This is a genomic window from Pedobacter nanyangensis (assembly GCF_003313505.1).
Classification (GTDB): domain Bacteria; phylum Bacteroidota; class Bacteroidia; order Sphingobacteriales; family Sphingobacteriaceae; genus Pedobacter; species Pedobacter nanyangensis.
Map to the genome: position 1 here is coordinate 83,375 of NZ_QMHO01000014.1, position 13,230 is coordinate 96,604.

The 13,230-nt window shown below is 44.7% G+C and carries 7 protein-coding genes; 2 read left to right on the top strand and 5 right to left on the bottom strand.

Annotated elements, in window-relative coordinates; all coding sequences use genetic code 11:
• Positions 1 to 282: 282 nt before the first annotated feature.
• The 5 genes from DUT71_RS17920 to DUT71_RS17940 are packed head-to-tail and all read right to left on the bottom strand — an operon-like array spanning position 283 to position 9,540.
• A complete protein-coding gene (locus DUT71_RS17920) occupies positions 283 to 2,070 on the bottom strand; it encodes a glycoside hydrolase family 2 protein (RefSeq protein ID WP_113663923.1) in 1,788 nt (595 codons plus the stop codon).
• 9 nt (positions 2,071 to 2,079) lie between these two features.
• Positions 2,080 to 4,068, bottom strand: coding sequence for a glycoside hydrolase family 97 protein (locus tag DUT71_RS17925; protein ID WP_113663924.1), 1,989 nt, complete (start codon positions 4,066 to 4,068; stop codon positions 2,080 to 2,082).
• Between the two features lie 6 nt (positions 4,069 to 4,074).
• Positions 4,075 to 6,132, bottom strand: coding sequence for an alpha-galactosidase (locus DUT71_RS17930; protein ID WP_113663925.1), 2,058 nt, complete (start codon positions 6,130 to 6,132; stop codon positions 4,075 to 4,077).
• Between the two features lie 12 nt (positions 6,133 to 6,144).
• Positions 6,145 to 7,941, bottom strand: coding sequence for a DUF4886 domain-containing protein (locus DUT71_RS17935; RefSeq protein ID WP_162796110.1), 1,797 nt, complete (start codon positions 7,939 to 7,941; stop codon positions 6,145 to 6,147).
• A 36-nt stretch (positions 7,942 to 7,977) separates the two neighbouring features.
• Positions 7,978 to 9,540, bottom strand: a complete 1,563-nt coding sequence (locus DUT71_RS17940) for a DUF4832 domain-containing protein (RefSeq protein WP_113663927.1) — start codon at positions 9,538 to 9,540, stop codon at positions 7,978 to 7,980.
• Positions 9,541 to 10,098: 558 nt separating this feature from the next.
• On the opposite strand from DUT71_RS17940, the gene DUT71_RS17945 reads away from it, so the two are divergent.
• Positions 10,099 to 11,775 carry a sodium:solute symporter family transporter gene (locus DUT71_RS17945; protein WP_113663928.1) on the top strand — a complete coding sequence of 559 codons (1,677 nt, stop codon included), beginning with the start codon at positions 10,099 to 10,101 and terminating at the stop codon, positions 11,773 to 11,775.
• A gap of 27 nt (positions 11,776 to 11,802) precedes the next feature.
• The gene (locus DUT71_RS17950; protein ID WP_205313988.1) at positions 11,803 to 13,098 is read left to right on the top strand and encodes a glucuronyl esterase domain-containing protein; all 1,296 of its coding nucleotides are present in this window, start codon (positions 11,803 to 11,805) and stop codon (positions 13,096 to 13,098) included.
• Positions 13,099 to 13,230 lie beyond the last annotated feature (132 nt).

Sequence of the window (13,230 nt, forward strand, 5' to 3'; positions counted from 1 at the left end):
TTTTTATTGTTTAGATGTTATTTTGCTATTTCCGTCATTCGAAGCAATCTTAAAGCGATAGTATTGGAACCTAGAGATTGCTTCGTCGTTCCTCCTCGCAATGACGTGGCTTTTATCGTCACCTGATTCTGGCGATGATGCAAGGATTACCGCATGACGCCACTATTTTCGTCATTGCGAGGAGGAACGACGAAGCAATCTTACAACTGTCGCTAAACAAATAGCATTAAGATTGCTTCCCCGAAAAGTCGGGATAGGCTGTGCCTCGCAATGACGATCTAGCTATTTACGATCATAATATGCTTTCATTAAATACCAGGCTTTTTTCCTATACCCTTGGTCAGATACCAGCCCTTTGCGGTTCCAATCTTCTTGGTTGCTAGGGTGGAAACGGAAAGGGGAACGGAAATCGAACAATACCCAGGGCGAGGTACCACGCAGGTTAGGGATATGCTTAAACATTTCCAGATTATCCCTATACAAAGTTGCCTGATAATCTTCGCTCCAAGAACTCACCACATCGGCATCGCCTGTTTTACCGTAAAGGGCCTCGCCACCAAATTCTGATACAATTAACGGCTGCCCTTTAGCCACGTCCCAAGTGGCTTGATCAGGGCTTACTGGCCAAGGGTGGTACCAGCCCATGTATTTGTTTACGGCTACTACATCCAGTTCTTTGATAAAAGGATCGTCCATGATGAACACCTGCCTGTCTTTATTAAATCGCACCAAATCAAAAGCTGCCGTAATCAATCTAGTGGTATCAATGGCTTTGGTGGTTTCAATCAGGTATTTCAAAAAGGCATTACGTGGTGCCGAGGGCTGCGTTTCGTTGGCCACACCCCAAAAGGTTAAAGCGCAACGGTTTTTGTCGCGTTTCACCATTTCCTGCATCATTTTCCCTGCCTTTTCTTTGGTGGCCTGGTTCTCGAAATCAATTCCCTGCCAAATAGGGATTTCTTCCCATAGTAAGAAACCCATTTTTTCGGCCAGCCTTACGATGTATTCATTTTGCGGATAATGCGCCAAACGGATCATGTTACAGCCCAAAGCTTTGGCTTCTGAGAGCAACATCACGGCATCGGCCTGCGAAAATGCCCTGCCTTTACGTTGCGGAATTTCTTCGTGGAAGGAAATAGATTTAAGGAAGATGGGTTGATCGTTCAAATACACATCCTCCCCTTTTACCCAAACATTACGGAAACCGATTTCTTCGGATACCTGATCGTTATCGCTCGACACTTTCACCTTGTACAGGGTTGGGTTGCTTGGCGACCAACGTTTCAACTTTTTAGTAAGGAAGGAGGTTTTCACTTCGCCATTGGCATCCGTTTTAAGTGTTTGCTTTAGCTGTAGCTCAGGAATTTCGATGGTTACCGCTGCATTGGCCAATTTTTCTGAAAGTTTTACCTGGGCATCGATCTTATTGGCTTTACGTTTATCCAGTTGGATGAAATAATCTTCGATGAATACTTTCGGGGTACTTACCAAAAATACATCGCGGGTAATGCCGCCGTAGTTCCACCAATCAAAAGCCATGGCTGGAATAGCGTCTACCCTACGGGTATTGTTCACCTCCACCGCCAAAAAGTTATCCTTTTCTTTCACGGCATCGGTTACTTCCATTTGGAATGGCGTAAAACCACCTTCGTGCTGCCCAATTTCCTTTCCGTTCAGGTAAATGCGGCAACGATAACTTACTGCTCCAAAGTAAAGGAACAGTCGTTTGCTGCTTGCTTTGGCCACATCGAACCTACGGGCATACCAAATCGTACCCTCATAATATTTCAGTTCGGGCAGTTGGCTGTTCCAATCAGAAGGCACGTTTAAGCGTAAACCGTTATCGAACGAGTACTCATAAAAATCGATCTTGGTTTCGGGCTTCTTGTTCAGATAGATCTTGTTTTTACGGCCTTGGTCGTAAAGATCAATAATGGCATCCCATTTTCCGTTGAGCGATTGTGTTTGACGCCCATACACGTTGATCAGCGTTTGCTGTGCAAATACATTCGTAAAAACGACACTAAAAAACAGGGATAATGCTAAGTAAAAAGTCTTCGGCTTCCTCATAAACGGTTGTTATTTCTTGTAAATTTTCATGGCAAAACCACCGCCCTTTGCCATGTTAAGGGCCATTTTGCGGTTGGCTGGAATGGTCACGGTTTCTTTTTGATAGTCGGAGGCAATGCGATTGGCGTTCGCTCCGTCGCGGTACAATTCGGCCACGTAATTTCCTTCACCTAAAAAAGACAGGTCCAAGGCTGCTTTACGGGCATCCCAGTTGGTCATACCGCCCACATACCATACTTCTCCTTTTCTGCGGGCAATAGTCAAATGTTTTCCTATTTGCCCATCAAGGGCGATGCTTTGGTCCCAAACGGTAGGCACGGCCGAAATGAAATCGGTACACTCCTGCTCCTTTTCGTAATTGGTGGGGCTATCGCACAGCATGTTCAAAGGCGATTCGAAAATGACATATTGGGCCAATTGGCGACAGCGGGTGCCTTGGCTCATCGGCTCATCATTGATACCGCGATGGGTGCGTTTGGTGGCATTGCGCATGGCACCTTGGGTGTAATCAATTGGGCCAGCCACCATACGGATAAAAGGCATGGTCACGTCGTAAGTTACCTGATCTAACTCGGGGCCAGTCCATTTCATTTGTTCCAAACCATGCACGGCTTCAAAGTTGATCACGTTTGGATAGGTTCTGTTGATGCCCGTAGGCTTATAGGTGCCATGGAAATCGAGCATCAGTTGGTACTTTGCCGCTATCTCCGCAGCTCGGTAATGGAAATCCACCATCGGCTGGTCATCACGGTCCATGAAATCGATTTTGAAACCTTTCACACCCATTTCCGAGTAATGCTTGCACACTTTCTCTAAATCTCTTTCGAAAGCATAATAGCCTGCCCATAGGATGATGCCTACGTTTTTGGCTTTGCCATGCGCAATCAGTTTCTTCAAATCAATTTCGGGCACTACCTGAAATAAATCTGCCTTTTTGTTTACCGCCCAGCCTTCATCCAAAATCACGTACTGAATGCCATTTTTAGCTGCAAAATCAATGTAGGCCTGATAGGTTTGGGTATTGATGCCCGCTTCAAAATCGACCTTCGAAATGCCCCAATGGTTCCACCATTCCCAAGCTACTTTACCTGGTTTCACCCAAGATGCGTCTGCTAATCGTGATGGAGCCGCCAATTGATACACCATATCGTTATCGGCCAATTCAGTATCACTGGTAGACACGATGACGATACGCCAGGGAAATTTGGCCTTGGCTTGGCTTTTGGCCAAATACGGTTCACGCGAAGTCACCAACTGTTGCAACTCATTGTGACCGCCTTGTTTGGTGGCCGTTGGGTAAGGTGCAAAATCAGATTGTAGCGAGGTAGATCCATCTTTGTTCACCAAGTACATGCCTGGGTAGCTTTCCAAATCGGCCTCTGCCAAACATACTTTCTTCCCTTTATCCAAGCTCACCACCAAAGGACTAAAGGCCAGTTTATCGGCACTCATTTTACTTAATGCGGTATAGGTGTACTCATTTTCGAAGGAGTTGAAGTACTGGCTTTCGAGGTCTTTGTATTTCCCTTTTACGTAGGGCACGTAAACATTAAAATCCTTCGTGAAATTAAAGCGTGCTTCTTCATTTTTAACGATAATGGCCTGATTGCTGTTGGACACAAAACGGTAAGCAACACCTTGGTTATAGGCCCTAAAAATGAGGCTAAAGTTTTCCTTAAATTGAAGTACCAGCTCCTGATATTGATCGGTAATTTGATTTCTTTTGTAAAAGAGAGCGCTAATTTGTTGGTTTACGGCATGGGTTTTTGCGCTGCTTAGATGGGAGCCACGACCCCAAGTAGGGCCATTTTCCAAAGCCATTGCCAGTGGAGAGGGTTTTAAAATCGTATCGCTTTCGTGGGTAATCAAATAGCTGATCTGATCGCCAAGGGAAACAGTAGTGACCAGTTTGCCATTGGGCGATTTTAGTTGGTATTTCTTTTGGGCCCAATTTGGAAGCGCCAAAGCCAGTAATAGTATGGTTAGAGTATGTTTCATGCGGTGTTATGGGGTAATTTCATATCGGTACATCACAAAGTCATTTATTTTGGGCAGGCTCACTTCAATACTGCCCGTTTTGCTCACGGTAGTGTTTATGGCCTTGCCATTGCCCAGCACTGGCGTACATTTTACTTTGCTACCTACAGGCAACCAAGTTTTTATAGCCGCACTAGCTTCGGGCGTATTTTCTCGGTAAAAAATGAAGTAGCCTTTATCACCATTGATGGACTGAAAGCCCGTCCACGACCTGCCCGAAGGTTCCTCGCCAATAGGCAAAATGGTACCCGTATGGAAATCGTGCTGAATGTTACGGTAAGCTTTGATCAGGTCTTTGATTTTTAATGCTTCGGCAGGGAGGCCCGTCCCTTCAAACCAAGCCAAAGGTTGCCCCGCCATGGTAGTGGCAAATAAATACTCGAAAGAATAATGGTTTGGCGCAAAAACATCCTTACCATATTTCTCGACATTGCGCCACTTATTTAAAAACTCGATCTGTAGTTTCTCCGCTGGCACATATTTAGACAATTGCCATAAATTACGCAGGGTCCAGTAGGGGTAATAGTTCTGCCAGTCGGTATAACGGTTTTCCAAAAACACGTTTCCATATTCGTTAAAAGTATAATAGCCCGCTCTGCGACCTGCCGTAGCATCTAAATTAAACACCACCTCGTGGTTGGTTTTTTCCAATACGCCATCAAACAGTTTGCGCAGGTTAATTTCCGACTGCTTGGTAGGAATGGCCAAGCCGTCTATTTTAAAAGTACGGATGCCATAGGTTTGGTATAAACTCACCAGTGCATTCACGTCCTTTTCCCAATCTGCATAGTCGTTTTGCACACTCGGATTAAACCAAAGGCAAATTTCTACGCCCAACTCTTTTCCTCGTTTTACAATGGGATGCAAACCATTTGGATATTTAGCAGGGTCGGGCTTCCAATAATTGGGATTGTCCCAAATGTTTTTGAAGGAACCCTTGGCCAAGGCCGAATTGGGGCTTTTGCCTACCTGCCAACCATCGTCAATTTGGAAATGCGATATGCCCAGTTCGGCAGCTTTCTCCACTTCCAACAAACTGAATTGCTCGTTCACTTTCGAATCCTGACTTCTGTCGCCCCAAGTATTCATCATCACCATTTCATCACGTTGTGGCAACAGCTTGCGCAAGTTTTTTTGGTAGCTGCGCAAGGCTTTAAGCTGTGCCAATTCTGAGCCAGTGTAAACGCCAATTACGCCACCATAGGCTTTGGTCCACTCGTTAACCTTGATGTCGGTTGCCGTTAGGCCAAGTCCGCTCATGGCGAAATGGTTAAAATCAGTGGTGAAATCGTAGCCGTTGTAAGCCAATTGCACGCTTGAAGTTGGGGCTTCCTTTAAAAAGAAAAAGCCTTTGTTGTTTTCGTTATTGTGTGCCAATAGCAAATTGCCACGGTAAGTGGTTTTTCGATAAGGAATGAATTTTCTTTCCTGAATAAGGTTGTTGTTCCAATCGGTCACATCAAAAAACTCTACAATGTTGGTATGCCAATGGAAACCATCCAGCTTAATTTGGTCAATAATGGCGGTCAACTGCTGGGATTTCATGTCTTCGGCAAACTCAATGTTTTTCCGATCGGCAGCATTGGCCATTTTGTTTTCCACCGCTAAATCGGCACTGCCTTTTAAATAGATATCGCAAGCAATCGTGGGGCTGTCCTCGTAAATTCGATAGATTTTTTTGACCGCCAAGGTGCCTGAGGAAAAGTTCACTTCTACGGCCAAATAGTTGGGATGAATGGTATTTTCTTTAATTTCCTTGGCTACATAAGTGCCATTGGAAGCTACAGCATCTTTGCTGATCTGGAAATCGGGTGTTTTTAATCTGTTTAACCAAGTTTGGTTGGTCGACTTATCGGTTAAACTATAGGTCATCAGGTTCCCGTTGTTCCAAAGGAATTTCCTTTCAATCCACTTATTCCCTATCACCAGGGTATCTTTTTCTAAACGACTGTAATAAGCATCTTTGGCTTGGGAGTTAATGCAAACGCCCAAAAACAACAGTGCTATCCATGTACTTTTCCTCATTCGCTTGATCTATTAATTAACTTGTTTGAGTTGTAAGGCATTAATATAATAAAATCCGTAAGCGTTGTTATTGTTGCTGCCCGCCGTAATGGTGATGGTAATTTCGCCCGCAGCATTTGGGCTAACCTGCTCTGCACAGGCAATGTTAGCGGTGTTATTGGCGGCGTCTAACAAAGCAACCACCTCGTTAGTGCCTTTTACCGTGTATTTGGTTTCTCTGTTTTCGGCTCCCGAATTGGCTCTCGAACCAAAGAAACAGAAGTTGTATTTTTTAGTGGTGTTGAGCCCCGTTAATTTCACCACGCTTTGGGTTACAGATTTACTTTCCCATACGGCTTTTGAATTGCCGTAGTACGAATCAGACGAAACACTGCTAGGCATATTCCACGAGGTGGTTGTTGCGGTTGGTCCGCTCTGGTTTCGGTTGTTAAACCCTTCCACAATGGTGATGCTGATATTGGTGTTGGCCCCTACTTGGTCTTTTAAATTAGGTAGGGAGGTGCCAGCGGTATATTGTGTAAGCGAATTCCATTCGGATGGTACGGAGTTCCCGCCAAAATTAACCCAAATAGGTTTGGTAAAATCTGAAGTGCCTCCACCCTGATAATTCACCATTGGGGTAACCTCATTAGGTTTTAAAACCGCTAAGTGGGCAGCGTTTTGCGCAATTTCGGTATGATAGTCGGACAGGGCCGATGGTTTGTAGCTGTTACCTATTACGCTTTCCTTAAAAATAGATTCGAACCAGGCACAGGCAGCGGTATAGCGGCCAATGTTCACATCCAAGTGATAGCCGTCTCTACAAAAGTTATCGCCAATAATGCTGGTTCTACCATTTTGAATGGCCGTACCTGCGGGTACTACCACATTTACAGGAATGAGTGTTTGGGCTTTGATATAAGCATCTACAATGCCGGCATACATCTTATCCTGATCTCTATCGTAATTGGCAAAGGCCGAATAGGTGGAGTTTTTTTGATAGGCCCAAGTTTGGTGAAGCACGTATTTTACACTTGGGTTGGTGGTTTTGGTTTTAACATAGTTGTACAAATCTGTTAAAGGCGCAAAAGTGCTAAATATGCCAGAGTTTGGACTTTCTTGCTGGAAACTGATGTAATCCCAGTTATCATCGGCCAATGCCGTAGCAATGGATACGTTAGCAGTGCTTACTTTAACGCCCTGTTGGTTAATTTTGCGGTACGAATAGGCATTGGCATTGTTGGTGGCATTTTGCAAATGCAGTGAAAGGCTGGCCCCACCGATATACAAATTGCCAATCACGATTTTATGCGACCTCGAATTGGCCAGGCCATATAAAAAAGACTCCAGCGCATCTTCAGAAAAGCTGTTGCCAATGGCCAGTATTTTTACAATACCATCATCAGGAACTTGTACCACTTTTTCCTGCACAATAATGGTACAGGCAGTTAGTTTGCCCCCTGACGGCCCGTAAAGTGCCAGTTCTGTTTGACCCTTATTCTTGGCCGTAACGTTCACCGAAAAGTCGGCATTTACCTTAAAATCGGCAATGCTGGCGTCGGCAATTTGCCATTTATATTGGCTTGCGGGTGTGGCTACCGTTGGCGTAAAGCTTACGCTGATCTTAACCTCGTCGCCCTGCAGCAGCGTACTGGTTTCTTTATCTAATTTAACCGATACAGTTGGCGTTGGATTGTTTTCCGTTTTTGCTTTGGAACAGGAGCCCGTTCCCACGGCAAACAGCACGAGCAAAAAATAGGCAATGAATTTGGCCCTTTGCGCTATGCCAATGGGTTTGGTTTTGGTGATCCCATACAGTACGTGTGACATGTTCATATTTGGTTTAGTTTGGTTACTTTTTTTTGGCTATTGCACTTCAAAATCATTCAACTTTACCCAGCCTTCTTCTGTGGTTTCGGCCTCTAGGGCCAATTTAATGCTTGGTTCATTTTCCTTGGTGGTATCTACAATGGCTACGGCCCAGGCATAGTTACCTGCGGGCAAATCAACGGTAGCGTTTAATTCATAAGTAGTAGGCTGATCTTTCAACCAGTTTGAAGGTTCGCTTAAACGATCCACAAATACCTTTTTCACCTTACTTTTGGCATCCAACACGGCAAAGGCCACCTTGTATTTGTAGTTCCATTGTGGGATATTGTTGGGAAAATAGCCCCAACCTTTATTTTGCCAACGGTGGGTAATCTGGGCTTTATCGCCCGATTTGATTTTAGCAGGTACGCTCAGCTCATCAGGATATAAACGATAGCCGCCTTGTGATACAAAAGCCTGCACCAAAGGGAACGAACTTTCAAACCAGGAGGCCGTTTCGCCCCCCGCCCTCAAATCCATCATGTTTACCTTGGCCTCGGCCGATGCCTGATATTCGCCCAATCGTACATCCTCAGCATGGCCCTGCCTGTATTTTCCACTCGGATCTTTCCAATAGCTATGGGTACGTGAGGTGATCCATCCCCCTTCCATAATGATAGGTCGTTTGTAGTTCCATCGCTTTGCGAAATCCTTTTCCCAACTTTGGTAATAACCTGTCATGCCAAAAGCATCGTGGCGCAGGCTATAGCCTTTATTTATGGCTTTTACCAATAACCTATTACTATTGGCATTGGCTGGCGCCCAACTTTCGGGGTGCCCCACCAAGCGATGGTAATTGATTACCAAGGGTACTTTGGTAAAGGTTCGGGCATATAGATCGGTTACCCAATCCAGCACTTCCTCTTTTTGCTTTTCGGTGTTTTCTGGGGTGGCGGTCTTTGGGTCTTCGTACACTACAAAATGTGCCTCGCCCCATTTGCCCAAGCCATAAGCGTCTATGAAAGAGGTACGCTCGGGATCGTTAAAATCCTTGGCCAGTGACTCTATAAATTTGGTATAATACTTTCTAAAGATGGGATCTTGCGGATAGGGCGTTTGCCTATCGGGATGCTCGCTATCTTCTACATAATATTTAGCGCCTGCCTCAAACACAAATTGCGGCGTGTTTTGGCCTTGGTCGCGGCCATCTACCACAATGCGGAACGCAATGGGCAGCCCCCTTTTTTGCGCCCCTCTAATCAGCTGGCCAATTCTGGAGTTGGGATCGTTCCAGGTGTACACGCCGTCCTTAGGGTTTAAAGATGACCAACTGGTACGCAGGTAACAGGCCGAAGCATAGTCAATAGCCTTTACCTTTTTGCCCAAGCTTGGCACCAAATATTCGGTATCCCAATAGGATTCCTCGGCACTGCGGGCAGCATACATCACCCAGCCATTTAAGGGATTGCGCAACACACTAACGCTATCGTAGGTTGGTTTAAGCGAAACATAGTTTGCTCGGGGGTCAATTTCCTTGCCCTGCTCGTTTTTAAAAGCGGTAATGAAAACCGTAAGGCATATCAGTATTGTAAATAGGTTATATCGTTTTTTTGGGTTCATTGTGGGGTATCTACTAGGGATCATTCAGGTTTCAGTTGGCTTTGATTAGGCTTGTGTGTACCCTGCAAATGGCAATGGCATTCCTTAAGGGATTAGAGTTCAAAAAAAGACGAGTACAGGATTTTAAATCTGTGGCATTTGGTTTCATACACTCAATTTGGTTAGGTGTTACAAAGGCGGCAAAAGCAATGCGCTATGCACACCCTTGAAATACAAAAGTAGCCAACACCGCTTTTGGCGATGGTATGGTTTTGTTCAGAAATGGTTCGTTTTTGTACAGAAAGATATGGGACACTATTGGCAATTCATTCTTATCTGTAGTTTAGTTGGGGATTAGGAATTAGTGGTTAGCAAAATTAACTATTAATCTGCGGGCAAATCAGCGCAATCTGCGGGAGAAAAAACAATGAACCTAAACTTGGAGATCCTTCGCTGCGCTCTGGATGACAAAGATGAACGGCCAATACCAATGAACAATTGAACTAATGAACTAATGACAATATCAAATGATTCAACTATCTAAACAACCAAAAAACCAATCAACCAACTAACCAATTAATGAAAACCAATGTACTTGAACTAAAGGATTACATCGTATTTGCGGTGTACTTCGTTATCGTTGCGGCTTACGGGCTGTACATCTACCGAAAAAAGAAATCTGCCAAATCCGATTCCAAAGATTATTTCCTGGCCGAGGGCTCCCTTACCTGGTGGGCCATTGGCGCCTCCCTCATTGCCTCTAACATTTCGGCCGAGCAGTTTATTGGCATGAGCGGTTCGGGCTTTAAAATGGGACTGGCCATTGCCACTTACGAATGGATGGCTGCTGCAACCTTAATTATTGTCGCCATCTTTTTTATCCCCGTATATTTAAAGAACAACATTGCCACCATGCCACAGTTTCTGCACCAGCGCTACAACGGCACCGTAGCCATGATTATGGCGGTGTTTTGGCTGCTGCTGTATGTGGTGGTGAACCTTACTTCTATTCTTTATCTGGGTGCTTTGGCGGTGAGCAGTATTTCGGGCTTTAGCCTAGCGGCCTGTATGTATGCCATTGCTATTTTTGCCGTCATTATTACCCTTGGCGGGATGAAAGTGATTGGCTATACCGACGTGATCCAAGTATTTTTTCTCATCCTTGGCGGACTGGCAACCACTTATTTGGCGCTCAATCTCGTATCGGATCATTATGGTACCAAGGGAATTTTAGAAGGCTACAACCTTATGACTTCCAAAGCTTCTGAACACTTCCACATGATTTTAAAACCCGATAATGAAAACTATATTGACTTGCCTGGCCTTTCGGTGCTCATTGGCGGGATGTGGATTGTAAACCTGAACTATTGGGGCTGCAACCAGTACATTACCCAAAGGGCCTTGGGTGCCGATCTGAACACCGCTCGTGGAGGATTGTTATTTGCGGCTTTCCTTAAATTGCTGATGCCCATTATTGTGGTACTGCCGGGTATTGCGGCCTACGTGCTTTACAAAGAAGGGCATTTCCAAACCGAAATGGTGCACGATGGTTCGGTAAATCCCGACCGCGCCTATCCTGTATTGTTAAACTTGTTGCCTGCGGGTTTAAAAGGACTTTCCTTTGCGGCACTTACGGCGGCTGTAGTAGCTTCGTTAGCGGGCAAGGCCAATAGCATTGCCACCATTTTCACTTTAGATGTTTACCAAAAGGTGTTTAACACCAAGGCTTCGGAAAAGAACCTCATTACCACCGGAAAAATTACCATTATCGCAGCCATGATTTTGGCAGTGCTCATTGCCCCTCATTTGGGGATCGATAAGAAAGGAGGCTTCCAATACATCCAAGAGTACACGGGCTTTGTTTCGCCTGGTATTTTTGCCATGTTTATTTTAGGCTTTTTCTGGAAAAAGACCACTTCAAAAGCGGCGCTGTTTGCCACTATTGGGGGTTTTATCTTCTCCCTCTTTTTAAAGGTATTGCCTAGCATTGCCGATCTTTCCTGGCTGTCGCCGATGGGCTTCGCTGTACCTAATACCAAAGGGATCTACGAAATTCCGTTTATTGACCGCATGGGCTTTGTGTTCCTCTTCTGCGTGGTGGGTATGTATATCATCAGCGTGATCGACAACCGCAGAGGCATTGCACCTAAAGGCTTGGAGGTTGACCCTAAAATGTTCAAGACTTCCAGAAGTTTCGCCATTGGCACCATGGTGATTTTGGCATTGCTCACCATTTTATATACGGTGTATTGGTAGGCACTTCACTGAATAAGATTTAGGTTTATGATTTTATTAAAAGTAAAAACATGGCAATTTTGTCTTCCAGCTATCGGCAATTATAGGCAATGGTTGGGGTTAGCGGCCGCTGGCTTAATGACGCTTGCTTTAAGTCCAAAGGTGCTACTTGCGCAAAAAACGGACAAATTTATGGGTGAAATCGTTAACTACGATGAAACCACTGTGCCCAGTTATACGCTCCCCGCACTGCTAAAAACCGCTAATGGCAAACCCGTAAAAACGGTGGCGACTTGGGAAAATATCCGTAGACCAGAAATATTGCATTTGTTTAAGGAACATGTTTACGGGATAACGCCGAACAGTTTAGACAGTATTCGATTTAAAATTACTCATGAAGACCCAAAGGCCATGGAGGGTAAAGCTCATTTGAAGGAGGTAGCGATTACGGTATGGAACAAAGGACATTCCCTAAGTTTTCCGCTAGTGCTTTTCATTCCCCACAAACGCACAAAACCTGCGCCTGCATTTGTATTGATCAATAATAGAAGTAAGCGAAACACCGATCCCACACGGGTTGAAAAAAGTACCTTTTGGCCCGCGGAAATGATGATTGATAGTGGCTTTGCCATTGCTGCTTTCCAAAATGCGGATGTGGCGCCTGATCGGAAAGACACTTACCAAAATGGTATTTTAACACAGCTATTTCCAGAGCAATTGCAAATGGACAATGGCATGAAGGCCGTGGGTTCTTGGGCTTGGGCAGCCAGCAGGGTCATGGATTATTTGATGACCGACAAGGATATTGATGCTAAAAAAGTAGCTATTGTTGGCCATTCTCGTGGTGGAAAAACCGCTTTATGGGCAGGTGCACAGGACCAACGTTTTGCCATGGTGTTCAGTAGCTGCTCTGGAAGTACGGGGGCTTCGCTGGCACGTCGTAAATATGGAGAAACGGTAAGTTTGATCAATAGGCAATTTGGACATTGGTTCAATAACAATTACAAAAAATACAACCAGCAGGTAGATAGCTTGCCGGTTGATCAGCACATGCTCATTGGCTTAATTGCACCCAGGCCCGTGTACACCACCAATGCTACGCAAGATCGTTGGGCTGATCCTTATGGTTCTTACTTATCCTTAGTGAATGCGCAACCCGTTTATAAGCTCTATCGTGAAAAAGTAAGTCTTCAAGCGGCAATGCCTCCTACCAATAGTCCTATTATTGAATCGGCCATAGGTTACCATTTCAGAGAGGGCATACATGATTTAAATGTATACGATTGGACAAACTTTATTCGCTTTGCCAATTATCATTACCGAAATAAAGCAAGGGCCAAGTAATTTGACCTTATTACAATTTGTGGTTGGTGTTATCACCATATCACTAGCTACGATAACCACTCGAAATTCTGGCTATAATCGTTGGTGATAACACCAACCATAGGATAAGGGGCTTTTTATTTTTAGAATCAC